This window comes from Streptomyces sp. KR80 (genome assembly GCF_052245555.1).
Taxonomy (GTDB): Bacteria; Actinomycetota; Actinomycetes; order Streptomycetales; family Streptomycetaceae; genus Streptomyces.
The window spans coordinates 1-19,784 of sequence record NZ_JBQQCD010000008.1 but is presented as its reverse complement, the minus strand read 5'-3'; the positions used below and the strand labels follow the sequence as shown (position 1 = coordinate 19,784).

Sequence of the window (19,784 nt, the reverse complement as noted above, 5' to 3'; positions counted from 1 at the left end):
TCACGGTCTGCCCAGCAGGTCGCCGAGCAGCGCGACGAGCGCTTCGGCTCCGGATCCGCCCGGGTCCTTGGCCGGGTTGTAGCAGCCGAGCGAGAGGCCCGCGAGATTCCGGTCGGTGGTCAACGGCTTCATGAGCTCGCTGAGTTCACTGAGGGTCAGCCCTCCGGGCATGAGGTAGTCGGTTGCAGGGAAGACCCGCTCGTCCAGGACGTCCACGTCGAGATGCACCCAGTAGCGGCCCGGTGTGCCGGCGGCCAGTCGGTCCCGAGCCTCCGCCCCCGCCTGGGCCATGCCCTGCCGCCGTAGGTCCGCGGGGGCCAGTTCCGCCCGTAGTCCGGCCTCTTCGGGCAGCGTGGAGGACAGTTCAGCGGCTTCTGCGCGGTCCCGCGGCCCGAGCAGGGCGAGCCGGTCGGATGCCACGAGGGGCGCGGCCACTTCGGCGGACCATGCCTGCGGGCCGGTGCAGATGACCACGGCGAGCGGCATGTCGGCAGGCTCGCCCGTGGGCGATGTCCGTCCGTCGTAGAGGTCGAGGTGTCCGTCCAGATAGGCCAGACCCACGGTTCCCAGGGCGTCGCGGGCGCCGGCCAGCGCTCCTGGCAGCAGGCTGCAGTCGCCGCCGAGCATGAGCGGCACCGGGCCGTCGCGGACGAGCGCGCCGATCCGTGTCCGCAGCGCCCGGGTCGTGGCACGCACCGACGGCCACCCCAGGACACCGGTCTCCGCGTCCCTGTCGCGCCCGACGAGCCGCACGTCGAGGTCACCGAGATCCGTCACGGCGGCGACGGCCTTCGCCAGGCCGGCGGCACGCAGGGCGGCCGGCGCCAGTTCGGTGCCGAGGGGCGGGTCGCCGGGTTCGGGCATGCTCACACAGTCGATGGGCACTCCCACCAGCGCGATCTCGCGAGCGGCGGTCACACGGCCAGTTTCGCCGTGCGCGGGTGTGGCGGCAATCCGACGACCGGCCGCGGCGACCGGCGCCGTACCGGAGCCCGGTGCCTTCTCCTGGCGGCAGCACTCCGGACGCCACCACTGAGGGCCGGCTCGGTCAGCTCTCCGTCATCAGCACGAGCTTGGTGACGGTGTTCCAATTACGGGCGGTGGCGGTGACGCCGAGGTCGGCGGCGCCGAGAACGTCGGCCAGCTTGCTCCTGCCGAGCCCGTTCGGGCAGTGCAGAAAGATCTCGCGCTCTCCGAGGCGGAATTCGTCCGGCAGATATCCCTGCGGATCGATACCGCTCAGCCGTTCCGGGTCGACGGGCCCGGACAGGAAGATGACCACCAACTTCGAGGGCTCGAACGAGGAGCGCGGAAAGGGGTTGCGCTCCACAACTCCGCGGAGCTCCGCCGCGCTGAGGACGACGCACCGCACCTCGAAGCCGAAACTCTCCTCGATCGCCTGCTGGATTTCGCGGCTCAGGGCGGCCGGGGCCTTCTCGGAAGCGGTGAACACGGCGTTTCCGCTCTGCAGAAGCGTGCGGACCTCGCCGTACCCCTGATCGGTCAGCAGCTCGCGCAGAGCCGCCATCGGGACCTTCTTGTGGCCACCCACATTGATGCCGCGCAGCAGCGCCACGTACGTCGTCACGCGGGCACCCTACGGGAATCCGGCCCGCCCTGCCCCCGCACACGGGTGCTCACCGTGCCGCGCAGGGTGTGGACGCGCGGCCCTTCTCGTACACCGTCAGTCCGCGGGACAGCCGGAGCGGGACCAGGAGGAGCTCGACCACCAGGGCCTTCCAGGCGTAGTAGAGGTTGACGACCTTGGTCGGGTAGACGCAGGGGATGTTCATCAGGACGCCGAGGACGGAGAGTCTGCGGCGGTGGGCCGCGTAGACAAGAGGGGGTGCCGTGAGTAGGACTTCGGCGGCGACCCACCACGCCATCGCCGATGCCAGAGACTGTTCCGTCGTCGCCGCGAGGACGAAGGGCGTCGCCCACCACAGCGGCGCCGTGAGGATCTCCAGCAACGCGAGCAGGATCCACAGGGCGAGCAGCGGCTTTCTGGTGACGAGTGACCCCATGTGCAGGCGCACGTTCTGACAGAAGCCCGCCATCCAGCGCCACACCTGCTTGCGCAGGTACCTGAGGGTTTCCGGGTCGGCCGCCCAGGCCACCGCCTCGCCCACGTAGACGGCTCTTCGGCCCTCGATCTGCCGGGACCAGGTGAAGTCCATGTCCTCGACGATCGTGCGCTCGGGGAAGCCCCCGGACGCCACAAGGACGTCGCGCTGGAATGCCGAGCAGCAACCCGAGCAGACCATGGGGCTGTTGGCGCGGTTCTGGATCGGCCGGTGCCAGTGGAATCCGAAGAGGTACTCGACCGATCGACCGCGCTCCCAGACCGTTCGCGTGAAACGCGTCTGCACATTGCCCGCCGCCACGACCACGCCCGGGTCGTCGAACGCCGGCCCGATCCGCTCGATGTAGTCCGGGGCGAGCACGGTGTCGGCGTCGACGGCGAGCACCAGATCGGTGTCGCAGTGCGGCAGTGCGTAGTTCTGCGCCTTCGCTTTGCTGCCGAGGTTGCGCGGCGGCCGCAGCACGGTCACGCCGAAGCCCGCCGCCACCTCTCCCGTACGGTCGGTCGAGCCGTCGTCGACGACGATGACCTCATCCGCCGGGACCGTTTGCCGGGACAGGGACTCCAGAGTGGCCGGAAGGCCCTGCTCCTCGTTGTGTGCCGGGACGATGACCGTGACGCTCCGCATGGCTGATTCCCCCGAGTTTCAGAACTCCGCTGCCCACGACCGTGGCCAGTCCGATGACGCCGTAGACGACGGTGCTGAAGCCGATAAACGGCAGACCCCCGTGCATCCCGATTCCCCCGCCCCCTGCTTCCCCATGACGTGACGTCGGTTCGTCACGTCGTTCATCACTGACAGTAGCCGTCTTCGCCACATTGCGCTCCACCGCGCTACGTCCTGTGGATAACTCGGCCTCGATCCGCGCAGCGCCCCGAAAAACGGAGCCGGCCGCTACGCCCGTGGGGGAAGGCGCGGCGGCCGGCGTTCTGCCGTGTGCTGCTGTGCTGCTGTGCTGCTGTGCTGCGCGAGGAGTTACTCGACGACCTTCAGGAGCTTGTTCGCAGTGCCCTCGCTCGGGTTGGAGATCTTGTCCGGCGTGGCTCCCTCGGTCAGTGCGGTGGCCACCTCGTCAGGAGTGGCCTCCTTGTGGCTGCCGAGGTAGACGGCGGCGGCGCCCACGACGTGCGGAGTGGCCATCGAGGTGCCCGAGATGGTCTTGGTGCCGTCGTCGCTGTCGTTCCACGCGGAGGTGATCTCCGAACCCGGCGCGTAGATGTCCACCACACTGCCGAAGTTGGAGAAGTCGGACTGCTCGTCGTTCTCGGTGCTGGAGGCGACGGTGATCGCTTCCTTCACACGGGACGGGGAGCCCTCGCCTGCGTCGGCCGACTCGTTGCCGGCCGCGACACCGAAGGTGACGCCGGCGGCGATCGCCTTCTGCACCGCCGCGTCCAGGGCCTCGTCCGCCCCGCCGCCCAGGCTCATGTTGGCCACAGACGGGCCCTGGTGGTTCTTGGTGACCCAGTCGATGCCGGCGACGACCTGCTCCGTGGTACCGGAGCCCTGGTCGTCCAGGACGCGGACGGCCACGATCTTGGCCTTCTTCGCGACGCCGTGCTCGGCACCGGCGATGGTGCCCGCGACGTGGGTGCCGTGGCCGTTCCCGTCGTCTGCCGATTCGTCACCGTCGATGGCGTCGAAGCCGTGGCTGGCCCGGTCCTCGAAGTCCTTGTGGCTGACCCGCACCCCGGTGTCGATGACGTACGCGGTGACGCCCTCGCCGGCGGCGTCGGGGTAGGTGAACTTCTTGTCACCCTCGGTGTCGGCCTGGTCGATGCGGTCCAGGCCCCAGGACGGCGGGTTCTCCTGGGTGGCGTTGATGCTGAACTTCTTGTTCTGCACGACCTTTCCGACGGACGGGTCGGCGGCGAGCTGCTTGGCCTCGGTCTCGGTCAGGCCGTTGGCGGAGAAACCGTTGATCGCGGACGAGTAGCTGCGCTTGAGCTTGCCGCCGTACTCCTCGGCCAGGTCGCTCTTGTCGGCCTTCTCGTCGAGAAGGACGATGTAGCTGCCATCGATGGCGGTTTCGGCGTTCGCGCCGTAGATCTTGCCTTCGGCGGGGGCGGCACCGGCCGGGAGGGTCAGCAGGGTGGCCCCGCCGATCACTGCGGCCGCGGCGGATATCGCCACGGCGAGCCGACGCCTGCTGTAACGCTTGTGTGTAGCCATGAAGAGGGGTCTCCTCGATTGCTGTGTGGGGGGTTGAAGTTGCTGCAATCGCCCCGGTGCACGGGAAAATCCGCACCCGGGTGGCTCGAAACCCTGTCTTATTGGCGCGTACAATTCAATGCCCGTTGACCGGTGTGAGATATGCAACAACCTTGCATAATCCAGAACGCCGGGCAAAACGGACAAAGTTGAGGCGGCCGGCCTCAACTTCTGGGCGAAATCAGGCCGTCGTCTCGAACGATTCAAGCGTGCGCGTGAAGTCGCGCGTGGACAGCAGCAGTTTATAGATGATGGCCAGCTCGAAGACCAGCAGCAGCACGCCCGCACCGACGGTCACCGCGGCGACGGAGTCGAGCGCCGGGGCGACGATGAAGACGGCCATCTGGAACTCGATGCCACTCACCAGATGTGTTCGGATGCGGTGGCGCAGCAGGAACGACCGGAAGCGGAGGTACCACGGGAAGCGGTGTCGGAACTCCTGGTGGAGGTCGACGACCTGGACTGGACGCCGCTCCGGCGCGGGCACCGCCCCCGACTCTTCCTGTACGGCCGCGTCCCGGGCCATCAGGTCCTGTTCGAGGTCTGACTCGGGATTCTGCCGGAGCAGGTCCTCCATGAAGGAGAGCTCCTTCTCGTCCTCGGCGCGCCGGGCCTCCCGGACCCGGGCCTTGATCTGCTTGCGCATCCCGTGACGGATCTTGAAGATCTGCAGGGCGTCGACATAGCGCAGCATGTCAAGGAAGACGACGGCGAGCGCGAGCCAGAGATAGACGACCTGTCCGGTACGGGCGTACTGGCCCCCCATCAGAGCCACGGCGCAGGCGAGGACGCGCACCCGGTCGAAGACGTAGTCCAGCCAGGCGCCGAACACCGAGCCGGTGCCGGTGAGCCGGGCGAGCTTTCCGTCCATGCAGTCGAGGACGAAGCTCAGGTGGTAGAGCGCGGCGCCGGCCAGCAGCCACCCCCAACTGCCGACTGCGAAACACCCGGCGGCGCCGAGGCCGAGAAGGAGCGCGAGCCAGGTGATCTGATTCGGGGTGACCCGGGTCCACATCGCGGTCCAGCGCACCAGTGGAGTGGCGACCGGGTCCACGAGAAGAACGGTCCACCAGGCATCGCGCTTCTTCTCCGTGGTGCGGCGCACCTCGGCAAGGGACGGTATCTCTCGGTCCATGGTCAACTTCCCGGCGGCAGGTTCGAGTTCACCTGACGTTAGGAACGCCGCCATCCAAGAGACAAGATTCGCCCAGCACAACCTTTGCCAGGGGTCATCCGTCTTCCTCTGCGACGGGGTCCATGGACGTTTCAGGCCACCGCTCGGGCCGGGCTGCCGCACAGAGTTGCTCCCTGACCGCTGCCCATCCCGGCATCGCGCCGGGTACGCAAACAAAGCCGACGTCACGATGCGGCGCGAGCCTGCGAGACTGATCCGGTCAGTGAAGTGGACCGTGGAGGTCGGCATGGCGCGGGTGCCCGAGGCGCCCTTCGACGAGGAGCGGGCGCGCGCCGTCCTCGCACACGCGGGGTTCCCGGAGCGGGACGCGACGCTGCTGGCGCTCGGCGAGAACGCCGTGTTCGGACTCGCCGGAGGCGGGCCTGTCGTCCGCGTGGGCCGGAGCGCCGAGCTGCTCGACCGGATGCGGCGCGAGCTGCGCACCGCCGTCTGGCTGGCGGAGCAGGGGGTGCCGACCGTACGTCCCGCCGATCCGCAGGCGCGGCTGACCGAGGGGCATCCGGTGACCGTGTGGCACCGGCTTCCGCCCGCCGTACGTCCGGCGGGCGCCGCCGATCTGGCCGCGCTGCTCCGGCTCGTGCACCGACTGCCCGCTCCTCCCTTCCCGCTGCCGCGGCGTGACCTGCTGGACGGGGTGGAGCGCTGGCTGCGGCTCGCCGGCGAAGCCGTCGACCCCGCCGACGCCGCCTTTCTCCGGGAGCGCCGGGACCGCTTCGCACAGGCGATGACCGGCCTCGCCCCCCGGCTTTCGCCCGGCCCGATCCACGGGGATGCGCTCCCCCGCAATGTGCACATCGGCCCCGACGGCCCGGCGCTGGTCGACCTGGAGACGTTCTCCCATGATCTGCGGGAGCACGATCTGGTGGTGATGGCGCTGAGCCTGGACCGATACGGCCTTCCCGCGGAGGAGTACGCGGCCTTCTCGGCCACCTACGGCTGGGACGTACGAGAGTGGGATGGCTGCTCCGTACTGCGCCGCGCGCGGGAAACCGCGAGCTGCGCCTGGATGGCCCAGCACGCCCGGGGGAATCCGGCCGCCCTCACGGAGTTCCGTCGCCGGGTCGCGTCCCTGCGAGCGGACGACCCGACCGTACGCTGGCGCTCCTTCTGAGATCACTTGGCCCCTCGGATCACCTGGGGCAGAATAGGGGAATTCAGACAAACCGCCCGACGTTCATGGCAGAGAACGGAGCGGAGCGGAGCCGAGGGCATGAACGGCGTGATCCCCGACAGAGACCTTCCCCACGACGTGGTGATCGTGCCGCTGGACGACGCCCGCGCGGTCGACCCGACGCTCACCGGAGGCAAGGCGGCCCCACTGGCCCGTGCAGCGCGCGCGGGCCTGCCCGTCCTCCCGGGTTTCGTGATCGTGTCGCAGCAGCGGACCGGCCCGGGCACCAGCACCGGCCCCGGCACCGCGGGCCCCCCTCTCACCCCGGGCCTTTCGCTGCGCGCAGCCTGGGAGGAGCTGAGCGAAGGTGGCCGCCGCCCACTCGTCGTGCGCTCCTCCTCGGTGCACGAGGACTCGGAGACCTCCTCCATGGCCGGTCGCTTCACGTCGGTCCTGGACGTGGCGGGGTGGGACGCGTTCACCGCGGCGGTCCGGACGGTCCTCGCGTCGGCCGACGCTGCGGCCGCGGAGGGACCCGAACGTGGCCGGGGCGAAGCGAGTGTTCCGCGAGATGCTGGCGCCGACGGGACCGATGCCGGCGACGCGGCGATGGCCGTCCTGGTCCAGCCGATGGTGCATGCGGTCGCCGGGGGCGTGCTGTTCGGCGCGGACCCAGTGGAAGGGCGCACCGACCGCACGCTCATCAGCGCCGTGCGCGGCGGGCCGGATGCCCTCGTCGGCGGCTCCGTCTCCGGCACCCGCTATCAGCTGAGCTCCCTGGGCCGCCTGCTGCACATCGAGCCGTACGAGCGGCGCGGGGACCGAACGCTCGGGGCGGGGCGGCTGTACCGGCTGGTCCGGATGGAACGACGGGCGAGGCGGATCTTCGGCGGACCGCAGGACATGGAGTTCGGATTCGACTCGGCGGACCGGCTCTGGTTGTTCCAGAGCCGTCCGATCACCGCGATGGCCGCGTGTCCGCCGCGCGGTGCGCGGCTGCTCGGCCCCGGTCCGGTGGCCGAGACGTTCCCGGGCGTGCTGCAGCCCATGGAGGAGGACCTGTGGGTGGCACCGATGGCGCGCGGGCTGACCGCGGCGCTGGACATCGCAGGTGCGGTGCCGCGCCGCCGGCTGGCGACCCGTCCGGTGGTCACCACCGTGGGCGGGCGGGTGGCGGCCGACCTCGGGCTGCTGGGCGCCGTACCGCCGCGGCACCCCGCCCTGGCGCTGCTCAATCCACTGCCCGGGGCGCGACGGCTGTCCGCGGCCTGGCGCGTCGGACGGCTCAGCGCGACGCTTCCGGCGCTCGGCATCGATCTGCTGGCCGACGTCGACAAGCAGCTCGCCTCGATGTCCTCCCCGGCGCAGGCCGGCCGCAGCGAACTCGTCGCCGCGCTCGCCTGGGGGCGTTCGACGCTGGTGGCACTGCATGCCCAGGAATCGCTGGCGGGTGCTCTGCTGGGCTCCGGGAGCGGCCTGACGGCGGTGGCCGAGGCCCTGTCCGTCCTGGACGAGGCCAGAAGCAACAAGATCCCCGACCACGAGGTCGTCCTGCGCAGCCCCGTGGTGCTGGCCCTCACGCCGCCCGCGCTCGGAGTACCTCCCCGACTGCCCACGACGGTCGGCCCGGCCGGCTTGCCGCGCGGCGTGGGCGCCCTGCCGCTGCGCGAGGGCCTGCGGCTGCGCATCCGGTGGGTCCAGGAGATGCAGTCGAGGGTGATGTGGGAGCTGGCGGAACGGATGGTGCGTACGGGCAGACTCCAGGACCGGGCGAGCATACGGCTGCTGCGCTGGCCCGAGCTGATGGGCGCGCTGGAGGGCAAGCCGCTGCCGGCCGATCTGCCGGAGCGCACTCCGCGGCCCGACGCGCAGCCGCTGCCGGCGGCGTTCCGGCTGGCGGACGGCGTACCGGTGGCCGACACGACCCGCGACCGCCGTTCCTCGGCAGGCCAGGGTGCAGGCGGCGGCCGGGGCAGCGGCACCGCATGGGACGGCACCGGCGTACGGCCCCGCGACGCCGTCCTCGTCACGCGCACCCTGGATCCCGCGCTCGCCCCGCTGCTGCCCGGCCTCGCCGCACTGGTGGCGGAGACCGGCAGCGCACTGTCCCACCTGGCGGTGCTGGCGCGGGAGAACGGTGTGCCGACAGCGGTGGGAGTGCCGGGGGCCCTCGAGCGGTTCCGGCCGGGGACCCGGCTCGCGGTGGACGGCATCACCGGTGAGGTACGGGCGGAGGCGGGCGAACAGCCGACGGCCGTGACACGGGCGACGGTCAGCGCCATCGCCCTGAGGGAGAGCGAGGTGACCCGGCCATGAAGTGGGTGGCCTACATCATCGGAACCCTGACCACGGCGGGGGCCGCCGTCTACCTCGCCGTCTACCTGTACCGGTGGGAGTGGCAGCGGGCGGTGCTCGCCGGGGTGCTGCTGATCGTCGTCGAGGTGTTCCTGGCGTGTGTCGTGGTGATCGACCGGATCTCCCGGCTCGAGCAGCGCATCTCGGCCTCCGAGCGCAGGTCGGACACCGTTCGGCAGCGGCTCGATCAGAGTGCGCAGCTGCCGGACCCGACCTTCCGCTGGCTCGACGGGGACGGACGCCTGCCGTGGAGCGGCAGCTCGAACAGCACCTATGTCTTCATCCCCGTCCTGCTCGCCACCGGGGCGCTGCTCTCCGCCCTCGCCTGGGTGGTGCAGCGGATCGCCACCGTCGTCGTACGGCCCGCGGCCAACCGCCGGCTCTCCGGCCGCCTCGCACCACTGGCCGCGCCCCCGCAGGGCATCGCCGGCCGGCCGGCCGATCTGGAGGACGGGCCCGCACTCGGTGGCTCGCCCCGGCGCGTCTGGTTCACCGCGACCGTGTCGCTGATCGTCGGCACGCTGCTCGCCGGAATGGTCGTGGCACTCGCCGGAGCCACCCAGACCAGGCCCCAGGAGCGCCCCGACGAGGCGGCGACCACCTTCCTGCTGCAGCTCGCCGTGCGCGATGCGAACCCCGACCAGGAACGGCGTGAGCTGCGCGCCCAGCAGCTGTGGGAGAGCTGCCGCGGTGCGACACCCACCCCGCTCAAGAACGCTCCGCTGAGTCATGTGGAAGGGAATGTCTACGCGGGCGTGGTCAGTCCCGCCCTCACGGATCACAACAAGATGCGGCTGCGTGGCTGCCTGGTGGACGTGCAGATCGACCGGGCCCACTTCACGCTGGTCGGCGAAGGCGATATCGACCACCGGTGAGCAGACGGGCCACGGCTGATCCGATGCTGCGGTACACCCTCGCCGAGGGGGCCACCAGGCGACCTCTAGACACAGAACAGGCAATTGGTACAATTAGGTGAATTGCTGCTCCGAAAAGAGGACGGGGCGGCCCAATCAGCCCCCCGATCCTTACTGGTGGTCCTGCCGACGTGCTGCATCAGCTCGCCCGACTCCCCCGCATTCCCCGCCCATCCCGGCCCTCCGGCTCGTCGACGCCCCGCGGGCGTCGCATCCTGATCCGCATCATGCTCGTCGCGGTTCTCGGCTATCTCGCTCTCTGGCTGACCGGCGTGCTCGGCACGCTGGCCGCCACCGCTGCGTCGCGCCAGTTCGAGCCGCAGGGCATCAGGATGTCCGGCATCAACCACTTCGAGAAGGTGGACGACCGGATGTGGCGCGGCTCCGCACCGGGCCGCGCGGGGTATGAGGCGCTGGCCGACAAGGGCTTCGACACCGTCATCGACCTGCGCGCCGAGAACCTCACGGCCCAGCAGATCGCCGGCCCGGAGAAGGCCGGACTGAAACTGGAACGGATACCCATCCGCGACGGCCAGACCCCGACGGAGGCGCAGGTCTCCAGGTTCCTCCGCGCGGTCGAGGAGTCCGACGGTCCGGTGTTCGTGCACTGCGGCGCCGGCGTCGGCCGCACCGGCTCCATCACCGCCGCCTACCTGGTCCGCACCGAGCAGGCGGACGCCAAGGAGGCCGTGGTCCGTACGCTCGCCGTCGGCCCGCCCTCGCCCGAGCAGATCTACTACGTGCTCAACCTGACCAAGGAAGCGAGCGAGCAGCCGCCGCTGCCGATCCAGGCGATCAGCCGTCTCGTGGACGCGCCGCGCCGGATCATGTCCATCTTCTGACCTCTTCCGCCGCATCCGGCAGGCCCCCGGCCCGCCTCCAGGGCCCGCCTCACCCAGGACGAATCGTCAGGACGGCAGCACCCGCAAGGGCCAGCTGCCGTCCACGATCGCCTCCGGGTCGCGTTTGCGCAGCCACCTCTGATAGCCGGCCGCCCAGCGCGCGTACCAGCTCACCTGATTGCGGTGCAGCGCCCAGGGCTCCAGCTCCGCCACCCGCGCGTGCCGCTCGGCGAGCGCGCAGGCGACTCGGACCGCCGCCACCGCGTCGGCGCTCGCCTGATGAGCGGCGGCGAGCACCACGCCGTACTCCCCGCAGGCCGCGACCAGAGTGCGCTTCCCCTTGCGGTACCGGTCCACGGCACGGTCGATCGTGTACGGATCGACGATCGGGCCGACCTCTCCCCCGCCCAGCCGCTGGCCGAGCGATGGCAGCCCGTGCCGCCGCAGCTCCGCCGCGAGCATCGTCAGGTCGAAGGCGGCGTTGTACGCGACCACCGGCACCCCCGCCGACCAGTATCCGGCGAGCGCGTCGGCGATCTCGCCGACCACCTCCCGGGCCGGCCGCCCCTCGGCCGCCGCCCGCTCCGTCGTGACACCGTGGATCGCCGCCGCCTCTTCCGGAATGGGGACCCCGGGGTCGGCCAGCCACTCCCGGTGACGTATCGGCTCCCCGCGCTCGACCTCCACGACCGCCCCCGTGACGATCCGCGCATCCTGCGGATCGGTCCCCGTGGTCTCCAGATCGAAGCCGATCAGCAACTTCCGGTGCCAGCTCATCCGGACGCCCCCCTTAAGTTGTCGCGCTCCCCCAGTGCTTCCACCCTCCCACGCGGCACTGACAGTCGAACGGCGAGGCCGGGGACGGCACTCGGGTACCGACGGACACCGACGGACTCCGAGGACTGACGACAGGACTCACGACAGGAAGGACTCAGGACACCGGACGCGAGTCCGACCAGACGCTCTCGAACTCCTCGCGATAGGTCTGGAACAGCCCGTTGTCCGCGTCCTTGTCGCCCTCCCGCACGACATGACGGCCGCCGCCGCGCAGCACCATGACCGGCGCCTCCATGCCGCGTGCCCGGCGCAGATACGACTGGACCACCGCGAGGCCGTCCGGCCCGTCGCCGTTGACCAGATAGGCGGTGAAGCGGGGCGTCTCGTCGAAGACGCGGATCTCGAAGCCCCCGGTGTCCCGCAGCCGGGCCCGTACCCGGCGCATGTGCATGATGTTCATCTCGACCGAGCGGCTCAGCTCGCCCTTCTTCAGGGCGAGTTCGCGCTCCCTGCGCCGCACCGCACTGCTCGCGGGGTTGAGGAACAGCAGCCGCGTCCTGCAGCCCGCCTCGGCCAGCCGCACCAGCCTGCGGCCCGAGTAGTTCTGCACCAGGAGATTCAGGCCTATGCCCACGGCGTCGAGCCGCCGGGCGCCCCCGAAGAAGTCCTCGGCGGGCAACTGACGCTGGAGCCGGACCCGATCGGGGTGGATCCCGACGACATCCGCGTACCGGTCGCCGACCAGGTCCTCCACGGCGTCGACCGGCAGCCGGTCCGCCGACGGCGAGCCCGCCCCGCTGCCGAGGATCTCCAGCAGCCGCGCGGAAGCCCGCTCGGCCTGGGCGAGGACCGTTTCGGAGAGCGCGCGGTTGCGGGAGACGACATTGCGCGCCACCTCCAGCTCGTCCAGGGCGAGTTCGAGGTCGCGGCGGTCGTCGAGATACGGGTCGAAGCAGGGCCAGTGCTGGACCAGCAGCTCGCGCAGCTGCGGCAGCGTGAGGAAGCTGAGGACGTTGTCGTCGGCCGGGTCGAGCAGATAGCCCTTGCGGCGGCTCACCTCGCGGACGGCGACGGCCCGCTGCACCCACTCGTGCCCGGCCGGCCCCGCGGCGGCGATCACCCACTCGTCGCCGTGGACGGGTTCGTAGATCGGGCGGAGCACCGCGGCGACCACCGCGCGTAGACGCTGTTCGACGAGGTTCAGCCAGATGTAGGCCCGGCCGGCCCGCCGGGCGCGGGTACGCACTTCGGTCCAGGCGTCGGCGCCCCAGTCCAGCTCCGCTCCGATCTCCATCGGCCGTGCCAGGGACACGGCGCCCGGGGGGACGTCATTGGTTCCGCCCTGCTGACCTCCGTCACCAGGGGGCAGCTCCAGCCCGCCGCCCGAGCTCACCTGCGCACCGCCTTCCGCCCCCCCAGTTCCACGATCAAGGAAGAGTACTGCGTGCGCGGAGGGCGGTGCACCCTCATCCGTTCACTCGTCCACCAACTCTCCCCAGGCATGGGCCGGTTGTCCGTTCTGGCTGTCAAGGCCGGCCGGAGTGAGGGGATTCATGGCCGTCACGTCACGTGGCGCGAGCAGGAATGCCTGCCACTGGACCGGCATCGGGAATGGTCCGCGTCGGGTGCGACGTGATGGCAGCCGACGTTCACCCATACGACGGGTTGCCGGAGGGACTATCCGTTGACCCGCCGCTCGACGCCGGTCGGCCCCGGCCCGGCCGTCACGTTCTCGCTCGCCGAGCGCAACCCCGGGCGGCGAGCCGCCGCGTCACCCGGTAGGACGAGCCGTTGTCGTAGGAGGTCGCCCCGCTTTCAAGGAGGATCTGACGAAAGTGCCGCACACGTCCGATGATGGGGCGAGGATTCCTGTTCTGCTGTTCGGCCCAGGGATTCGCCGTGTCGCGGATCCCGGATCAGAAGTGGAAGAGTCGACATCATGCAGGTCTGGCCGGGACAGGCGTACCCGCTCGGAGCCACGTACGACGGCGCCGGAACCAACTTCGCGGTGTTCTCCGAAGCCGCCACCAGAATCGAGCTGTGCCTGCTGCACGACGACGGCTCGGAGACCGCCGTGGAGCTCCGCGAATCCGACGCCTTTGTGCGGCACGCGTATCTGCCGGGCATCATGCCCGGCCAGCGGTACGGGTTCCGGGCTCACGGGCCGTACGAGCCCGCCCGCGGCCACCGCTGCAACTCGGCGAAGCTGCTGCTGGACCCCTACGCCCGGGCCATGAGCGGCCGGATCGACTGGGACGAGGCGGTCTACGGCTACCACTTCGGCCGACCGAACGAGCGCAACGACCTCGACTCGGCGCCGCACACGATGGCGTCCGTCGTCGTCAATCCCTATTTCGACTGGGGCGACGACCGGCCGCCGCGGACCGACTACCACCGGACCGTGCTGTACGAGGCCCATGTGAAGGGGCTGACGATGCTCCATCCGGGGCTGCCGGAGGAGCTGCGCGGCACGTACGCGGCCCTCGCCCACCCCGCCGTCATCGAGCACCTCACCGAACTCGGCGTGACCGCGCTGGAGCTGATGCCCGTACACCAGTTCGTCCACGACAACCGGCTGGAGGACGCCGGGCTCGCCAACTACTGGGGCTACAACACCATCGGCTTCTTCGCCCCGCACAACGCCTACGCCTCGTGGGGCGACCGCGGTCAGCAGGTGCTGGAGTTCAAGTCGGCGGTGCGGGCCCTGCACAAGGCGGGCATCGAAGTCATCCTCGACGTGGTCTACAACCACACCGCGGAGGGGAACCACCTCGGCCCGACGCTGTCCTTCCGGGGGCTGGACAACGCCTCGTACTACCGGCTGGCCGAGGACCAGCGCTACTACATGGACACCACGGGCACCGGGAACTCGCTGCTCATGCGGAGTCCGCACGTACTCCAGCTGATCATGGACTCGCTGCGCTACTGGGTGACCGAGATGCATGTGGACGGGTTCCGCTTCGATCTGGCGGCGACCCTGGCCCGGCAGTTCCACGAGGTGGACCGGCTGTCGTCCTTCTTCGACCTGGTACAGCAGGATCCCGTGGTCAGCCAGGTGAAGCTGATCGCCGAGCCGTGGGACGTCGGCGAGGGCGGCTACCAGGTGGGCAATTTCCCGCCGCTGTGGTCCGAGTGGAATGGCATGTACCGGGACACCGTCCGCGACCTGTGGCGGGGCGAGCCGCGGACGCTGGCCGAGTTCGCCTCCCGGCTCACCGGTTCCTCGGACCTGTACCAGAGCGACGGGCGGCGGCCGATCGCCTCGGTCAACTTCGTGACCTGCCACGACGGCTTCACGCTGCGCGACCTGGTGTCCTACGACCAGAAGCACAACGAGGCCAATGGGGAGAACAACCGGGACGGCGAGAGCCACAACAGGTCGTGGAACTGCGGGGCGGAGGGGGACACCGACGACCTCGCGGTGCGATCCCTGCGCGCCCGGCAGCAGCGGAACTTCATCGCCACGCTGATGCTGTCGCAGGGCGTGCCGATGGTCAGCCACGGCGACGAGTTCGGGCGTACGCAGCACGGCAACAACAACGCGTACTGCCAGGACAACGAGATCTCCTGGGTGCACTGGCCGGCGGAGGACGGCGACCGGAGCCTGCTCGAGTTCACCCGTTCGATGGTGTGGCTGCGGCGCGACCACCCGGTCTTCCGCCGCCGCCGGTTCTTCCACGGCAGGCCCATGGAGGGCACCCACGACGAGCTGTCGGACATCGCGTGGTTCACCCCGCAGGGCAAGGAGATGACCCAGCGCGACTGGCAGCAGGCGTCCGCCCGCTCGATCACGGTCTTCCTCAACGGCCATGCGATCTCCGAGCCCGGACCGCGGGGTGAGCGGATCAGGGACGACTCCTTCCTGCTGATGTTCAACGCGAGTCCCGAGGTCAGGCACTTCGTGGTGCCGGTCGATCACGGGCGGCAGTGGCAGGTCGTGGTGGACACGGCCCGTATGGAGGGAGTGGCGCCGGGCACGGGCCGCAAGGTGAAGGCGGGCGACCGCTTCACGCTTCTGGACCGGAGCCTGCTGGTGCTGCGACGACCGGCGTAGTGGCGCCGCGGCTTCCGGGTGTCGCGCCAAGGGACCGGTGCACTCGGATGCCCGGGCAGAAGGCACAAAATGCCACTGCGCGGGTACGTGCCTTTCATGACGTCCGAGCCCGACCCCGCCGCGCCGCCCACCGCCACGTACCGGCTCCAGCTCCAGCCCGGCTTCCCCTTCTCCGCCGCGGCCGGTGCCGTGCCCTACCTCGCCTCGCTCGGCGTCTCGCACCTCCACCTGTCGCCCGTCCTGGAGGCCGTCCCGGGCTCCACGCACGGCTACGACGTGGTCGATCACTCGGTGGTACGGGCGGAGCTGGGCGGCGAGGAGGGGCTGCGCGCGCTGTCCCGTACGGCGCGGGAGCACGGCCTCGGGCTGGTGCTCGACATCGTGCCGAACCACATGGCGGTGACCGTGCCGGAGCGGCTGAACCGGCCGCTGTGGGAGGTGCTCCGGGACGGGCCCGACTCGCCGTACGCGCGCTGGTTCGACATCGACTGGGAGGCGCACGGGGGACGCGTGCTGCTGCCGGTGCTCGGCGGGCGGCTCGGCGAGGAGCTGCGGCACATCCAGGTCGACGGAGACGTCGTCCGCTACCACCGCCATGAGTTCCCGGTGCGGCCCGGCACCGGGCATCTGCCGCTGCCGGAGCTGCTGGACGCCCAGTGGTACCGGCTGGGCTGGTGGCGCCTGGCCCGTACCGAGCTGAACTACCGCAGGTTCTTCACCATCTCCGACCTGATCGGGGTCCGCGTGCAGGACCCGGAGGTCTTCCGGGCGACGCACGCGAAGGTGCTGCAGCTGCTCCGCGAGGGCGTCGTGGACGGCCTGCGGATCGACCACCCGGACGGTCTCGCCGACCCCCGGGAGTACCTGGGACGGCTGGACCGGGCGACCGGGGGGCGGTGGACTGTCGTGGAGAAGATCCTGACGGGCGATGAGCAGCTGCCCGCGGACTGGCCGGTCGCGGGCACCACCGGGTACGACGCCTTGCGGCAGGTCGACGGCCTGTTCGTCGACCCGGTCGGCGCCGCCGAACTGGCCGCCGGCTACCGGGGTTTCACGGCCCAGGCAGACGACCGGGGTGGTGAGTGGGCCGCCACCGCGCGCCACGCCGCGTACCGGGTGGTCACCCACGAGCTGGCCACCGAAGTCTCCTGCCTGGCCCGGATCGCTGCCCGGATCTGTGCGGCGAGCGCCGAGCTGCGCGACCACGCGCCGTGGGCACTGCGCACCGCGATCCGCGAACTGCTGGTCCGCATGCCCGTGTACCGGCCGTACGCCGTCGTGGGACGGAGGGCCTCCGAAGGCGACGCCGAGATGATCCGGGACGTCGCGGAACGCGCGCGTGGTGCCTTCGCCGTGCCGGAGGAGGCGGACACGGTGGATCTGATCCGAGACCTGGCGCTCGGGCTGCTCGGCACCTCACCCGACCACGCCGCCTTCTGCTCGCGCTTCGCGCAGACGTCGTCCGCGCTGCGCGCCAAGTCGGTGGAGGACAAGGCGTTCTACCGCTACGCGCCGTTGCTGTCGGCGGCGGAGGTCGGTGGGGACCCGGGGAGTCCGGCGGTGTCCGTGGCGGCGTTCCACGCCTTCTGCGCCGGGCTGCAGCGGGACTGGCCGGCCACCGGGACGGCGCTGTCCACGCACGACACCAAGCGCAGCGCGGACGTACGGGCGTGGCTGGCGCTGCTGACCGAGGCGCCGGACCGGTGGGCGGACCTGGTGGAGCGCCTGACGAAGGAGACGGCACGCGGAGGTGGCGTACGCGCCCCCGACCAGCATGTGGCCTGGACGGCGTGGCAGCTGGCCTTCGGGCTCGGTCCAGCCGATCCGGACTCCGAACCGGCGGCGCGCGACCGGCTGATCCAGGCAGTGCTGAAGTCGGTACGGGAGGCCGGGCTGCGGACGTCGTGGACGGAGGCCGACCCGGCGTACGAGGCCGCGGTGGAGGCGTTCGTCGGCACCGGTCCGGGCGGGCGGCCCCGGGAGGCACTCGCGCGCTTCCGCGGCTCGCTGATGGAGGCCGCCCGCGCGAACGTCCTCGGCGCGGCCCTGCTGCACCTGACCATGCCGGGGGTCCCGGACGTCTACCAGGGCACGGAGACGGAGTACCGGGCGCTGGTGGACCCGGACAACCGCCGGCCGGTCCGCCTCCCCACCACGGTCCTGGCCGGGCTGGACGAGGGGCGACCGCCGCGGAATCTCTCGGAGGAGAAGGTGCGCCTCACGGCTGGTGCCCTGCGGCTGCGGCGTCAACACCGGGAGTGGTTCGGCCGTTCGGGCGGGTACGAGCCGCTGGCCGTCCACGGCGCGGCGGCCGCGCACTGTGTGGCCTTCGCCCGCGCGGGCCGGGTGGTCACGGCGGTCACCCGGCTGTCCCGCCGCCTGGAGGAGTCGGGCGGCTGGCGTGACACGGAGCTCTCGCTCCCAGAAGGCGACTGGACGGACCTGCTGTCGGCGCGGACCGTACGGGGCGGCGGCGTCCTGGCCACCGAACTGTTCGCGGACGCGCCGGTGGCGCTGCTCGTCCGCTCCTGAGTGGCCGCAGGCTGCCGCCGGCCCACGCCACCCGTGGGAGACCGACCCGGTCCTCAGACCTCGTCGATGACCAGCCAGCTGCCGTCGGCCGCCTGCCAGTGGGAGAGCCGGGACATGTCATCGGTCCAGGGAGTACGTCCGCGCCACTCCAGGTCCTCCGGCGGCTCGCCCGCCGAGCGCCCGCCGGGGTCGATGACCAGCTGGACCTCGGAGACCTGCTGAGCGCGGGCCTTCTCGGCGGAGAGGGGCTCCGCCGGCCGCACGTACACCCGGCCGTCCGGCGCCACCCAGAACTCGCCGTAGTTCCCCTGGATCAGTTCGGGTGCCTCGATCGGTACCTCACCCCGCTCGAGGGCCTCCCGGACCGCCGCCAGTGCTGCTTGGTGCGCCCTGGTCCCGGCGGTAGCTTTCCTCGCCATGTCTCCATGGTCTCTCGGCAGCGGACCGTCCGCACACCGCCCGGCAATCCGACGGACAGCGGATACCTGCCCTCTACACGTACGTGTCAGCGATCGGCCAGGCGGAGGCTGATCCGGCCGAAGGTCATCTGGTCACCGGGCTGCACCACGGCCCGCCCGATCACCCGGCGGCCGTTGACCCAGGTGCCATTGGTCGAGCCGAGGTCGCGCAGCACCCAGCTCCCGCCCTTGCGGACGAGCTTCGCGTGCACCCGGGAGACCCCGTCGTCGTTGGAGACCGCCCGGCGCCCACATCCCCGCAGAAGGACCCTTTTCTGACGTCAATTCCCGTGTTCGGCAGGCGAGTTCGTGACACCATGCTGTGTCCGCGATCACGCCCGGACAGGGCCTGGCTACCCGTGTCACCACGGGCGTCCCGCGTGCCGGAATGGGGGATCCATGCCGCAGGCCGTTCAAGCTCCACAGGTGCCACCCGCAGGGCTGGCGGAGGTGGCCGATCTGGCCCATGAGTGCTGGCTGCGGCCGTCGGCAGAGCCCGAGCGCCCGCTGCCGGTGATCGTCCTGCTGGGGCGCCCCGGCAGCGGCAAGACGTACGCCCTCGACCACTTCGAGGCCGTCACCGATGGCGCGCCGGTCGCGCGGATCGACTTCGCCGCGGCCGCCGAGCAGCGCCCGCACGAGGTGTGCCTGCACCTGGCCTTCCTCCTGGCGCGCAAGCACCGCGGCAGCAAGCCGCTCCGCTTCCCGCGCCTGCTGCTGGGCCTGCTCGCGGTACAGCCGCAGCTGTCGCTGACCGATCGGGGCCAGGCCGTCCGCGAGCTACGCCAGGCGCTGCGCCAGGCCCGCAACCGCAGCGCCACGGCGGACGCGGGCGAAGGCATCGCCGGGCTCGTGGAGACCCTGGGCCTCTCCCCGTCCCGGGTGTCGACCTGATCGTCGGCGTGCTGCTGCGCGGCTTCGAGTACATGCCCGCGAGCACCTTCCTCAACCGGGCGCTGGCCTCGTACGGTTCGACCGGCCCCGGCAGCGCGCTGGAAGAGCTGGTCGAGCTCAACCGCCGCAACCGCACCGGCGTCCGCGCCGACGAGGACTTCGTGGACCGTCGGCTCTGCCTGGCCTTCCTCGACGACCTCAACGCCGGATACGCCCGCGGCCGGCGCCCCCACAGCTGCCTGGCCCTGCTGGACGACCTCGACCACAACCCGGGCAGCACCCGCTTCCTCGACGCGCTGCTGCGGCTGCGCACCGAGCGGGCCCGCAAGGGGCCGTCCGAACCCCTTCTTGTCCTTG

At 71.0% G+C, this 19,784-nt stretch carries 15 protein-coding genes and 2 pseudogenes; 8 read left to right on the top strand and 9 right to left on the bottom strand.

What is annotated here, in order from left to right:
- The 5 genes from ACTWQI_RS14025 to ACTWQI_RS14005 form a co-directional block, all read right to left on the bottom strand.
- A complete protein-coding gene (locus ACTWQI_RS14025; protein ID WP_443270369.1) occupies positions 1 to 918 on the bottom strand; it encodes an arginase family protein in 918 nt (305 codons plus the stop codon).
- Between the two features lie 130 nt (positions 919 to 1,048).
- Positions 1,049 to 1,588 (bottom strand): DUF1697 domain-containing protein, encoded by a 540-nt coding sequence (locus ACTWQI_RS14020; protein ID WP_443270368.1) that lies wholly within the window; start codon positions 1,586 to 1,588, stop codon positions 1,049 to 1,051.
- 49 nt (positions 1,589 to 1,637) lie between these two features.
- Positions 1,638 to 2,711 (bottom strand): glycosyltransferase family 2 protein, encoded by a 1,074-nt coding sequence (locus tag ACTWQI_RS14015; RefSeq protein ID WP_443270367.1) that lies wholly within the window; start codon positions 2,709 to 2,711, stop codon positions 1,638 to 1,640.
- 348 nt (positions 2,712 to 3,059) lie between these two features.
- Complete coding sequence (locus ACTWQI_RS14010) at positions 3,060 to 4,256, bottom strand: S8 family peptidase (protein ID WP_443270366.1); 1,197 nt, start codon at positions 4,254 to 4,256, stop codon at positions 3,060 to 3,062.
- Positions 4,257 to 4,476: 220 nt separating this feature from the next.
- The gene (locus ACTWQI_RS14005; protein WP_443270364.1) at positions 4,477 to 5,430 is read right to left on the bottom strand and encodes a CDP-alcohol phosphatidyltransferase family protein; all 954 of its coding nucleotides are present in this window, start codon (positions 5,428 to 5,430) and stop codon (positions 4,477 to 4,479) included.
- A 286-nt stretch (positions 5,431 to 5,716) separates the two neighbouring features.
- On the opposite strand from ACTWQI_RS14005, the gene ACTWQI_RS14000 reads away from it, so the two are divergent.
- The 4 genes from ACTWQI_RS14000 to ACTWQI_RS13985 all read left to right on the top strand — a co-directional run bounded on the left by ACTWQI_RS14000 (position 5,717) and on the right by ACTWQI_RS13985 (position 10,712).
- Complete coding sequence (locus ACTWQI_RS14000) at positions 5,717 to 6,601, top strand: phosphotransferase enzyme family protein (protein WP_443270722.1); 885 nt, start codon at positions 5,717 to 5,719, stop codon at positions 6,599 to 6,601.
- 99 nt (positions 6,602 to 6,700) lie between these two features.
- Positions 6,701 to 8,917: a PEP/pyruvate-binding domain-containing protein gene (locus tag ACTWQI_RS13995; RefSeq protein WP_443270362.1), complete on the top strand. Its 2,217-nt coding sequence runs from the start codon at positions 6,701 to 6,703 to the stop codon at positions 8,915 to 8,917.
- Complete coding sequence (locus ACTWQI_RS13990; protein WP_443270360.1) at positions 8,914 to 9,831, top strand: hypothetical protein; 918 nt, start codon at positions 8,914 to 8,916, stop codon at positions 9,829 to 9,831. The genes ACTWQI_RS13995 and ACTWQI_RS13990 overlap by 4 nt, the downstream gene beginning before the upstream one ends.
- Positions 9,832 to 10,097: 266 nt before the next feature.
- The gene (locus ACTWQI_RS13985; protein ID WP_443270358.1) at positions 10,098 to 10,712 is read left to right on the top strand and encodes a protein-tyrosine phosphatase family protein; all 615 of its coding nucleotides are present in this window, start codon (positions 10,098 to 10,100) and stop codon (positions 10,710 to 10,712) included.
- 66 nt (positions 10,713 to 10,778) lie between these two features.
- Here the strand turns inward: ACTWQI_RS13985 and ACTWQI_RS13980 are convergent, their stop codons facing one another.
- Both ACTWQI_RS13980 and ACTWQI_RS13975 read right to left on the bottom strand, forming a co-directional pair.
- Entirely contained in the window at positions 10,779 to 11,489 is a 711-nt protein-coding gene (locus ACTWQI_RS13980; RefSeq protein ID WP_443270357.1) for an exonuclease domain-containing protein, read from the bottom strand.
- A 154-nt stretch (positions 11,490 to 11,643) separates the two neighbouring features.
- Positions 11,644 to 12,882: an SAV2148 family HEPN domain-containing protein gene (locus tag ACTWQI_RS13975; RefSeq protein WP_443270356.1), complete on the bottom strand. Its 1,239-nt coding sequence runs from the start codon at positions 12,880 to 12,882 to the stop codon at positions 11,644 to 11,646.
- Between the two features lie 546 nt (positions 12,883 to 13,428).
- Between ACTWQI_RS13975 and glgX the strand changes: the two genes are divergently transcribed.
- Together glgX and treY are read left to right on the top strand one after the other, a co-directional pair.
- Positions 13,429 to 15,543, top strand: a complete 2,115-nt coding sequence (glgX, locus tag ACTWQI_RS13970) for a glycogen debranching protein GlgX (RefSeq protein ID WP_443270354.1) — start codon at positions 13,429 to 13,431, stop codon at positions 15,541 to 15,543.
- A gap of 96 nt (positions 15,544 to 15,639) precedes the next feature.
- On the top strand, positions 15,640 to 18,075 hold the full coding sequence (treY, locus tag ACTWQI_RS13965; protein WP_443270352.1) for a malto-oligosyltrehalose synthase: 2,436 nt from the start codon (positions 15,640 to 15,642) through the stop codon (positions 18,073 to 18,075).
- Between the two features lie 53 nt (positions 18,076 to 18,128).
- Here the strand turns inward: treY and ACTWQI_RS13960 are convergent, their stop codons facing one another.
- Positions 18,129 to 18,494 carry a hypothetical protein gene (locus ACTWQI_RS13960; RefSeq protein WP_443270351.1) on the bottom strand — a complete coding sequence of 122 codons (366 nt, stop codon included), beginning with the start codon at positions 18,492 to 18,494 and terminating at the stop codon, positions 18,129 to 18,131.
- A gap of 86 nt (positions 18,495 to 18,580) precedes the next feature.
- Positions 18,581 to 18,766 (bottom strand): annotated as a pseudogene (locus ACTWQI_RS13955) (FHA domain-containing protein); the annotation flags it as partial.
- 193 nt (positions 18,767 to 18,959) lie between these two features.
- On the opposite strand from ACTWQI_RS13955, the gene ACTWQI_RS13950 reads away from it, so the two are divergent.
- Entirely contained in the window at positions 18,960 to 19,427 is a 468-nt protein-coding gene (locus ACTWQI_RS13950; protein ID WP_443270349.1) for a hypothetical protein, read from the top strand.
- Between the two features lie 8 nt (positions 19,428 to 19,435).
- Positions 19,436 to 19,784 (top strand): annotated as a pseudogene (locus ACTWQI_RS13945) (hypothetical protein); the annotation flags it as partial.

What these genes read in the sequence shown, in the direction of transcription:
- ACTWQI_RS14015 (WP_443270367.1), bottom strand. Translation starts at nt 2,711, where the DNA reads ATGCGGAGCGTCACGGTCATCGTCCCGGCACACAACGAGGAGCAGGGC.
- ACTWQI_RS13960 (WP_443270351.1), bottom strand. Translation starts at nt 18,494, where the DNA reads ATGGCGAGGAAAGCTACCGCCGGGACCAGGGCGCACCAAGCAGCACTG.
- ACTWQI_RS13985 (WP_443270358.1), top strand. Translation starts at nt 10,098, where the DNA reads ATGCTCGTCGCGGTTCTCGGCTATCTCGCTCTCTGGCTGACCGGCGTG.
- ACTWQI_RS13980 (WP_443270357.1), bottom strand. Translation starts at nt 11,489, where the DNA reads ATGAGCTGGCACCGGAAGTTGCTGATCGGCTTCGATCTGGAGACCACG.
- treY (WP_443270352.1), top strand. Translation starts at nt 15,640, where the DNA reads ATGACGTCCGAGCCCGACCCCGCCGCGCCGCCCACCGCCACGTACCGG.
- glgX (WP_443270354.1), top strand. Translation starts at nt 13,429, where the DNA reads ATGCAGGTCTGGCCGGGACAGGCGTACCCGCTCGGAGCCACGTACGAC.
- ACTWQI_RS13990 (WP_443270360.1), top strand. Translation starts at nt 8,914, where the DNA reads ATGAAGTGGGTGGCCTACATCATCGGAACCCTGACCACGGCGGGGGCC.
- ACTWQI_RS13995 (WP_443270362.1), top strand. Translation starts at nt 6,701, where the DNA reads ATGAACGGCGTGATCCCCGACAGAGACCTTCCCCACGACGTGGTGATC.
- ACTWQI_RS14010 (WP_443270366.1), bottom strand. Translation starts at nt 4,256, where the DNA reads ATGGCTACACACAAGCGTTACAGCAGGCGTCGGCTCGCCGTGGCGATA.
- ACTWQI_RS14000 (WP_443270722.1), top strand. Translation starts at nt 5,717, where the DNA reads ATGGCGCGGGTGCCCGAGGCGCCCTTCGACGAGGAGCGGGCGCGCGCC.
- ACTWQI_RS14005 (WP_443270364.1), bottom strand. Translation starts at nt 5,430, where the DNA reads ATGGACCGAGAGATACCGTCCCTTGCCGAGGTGCGCCGCACCACGGAG.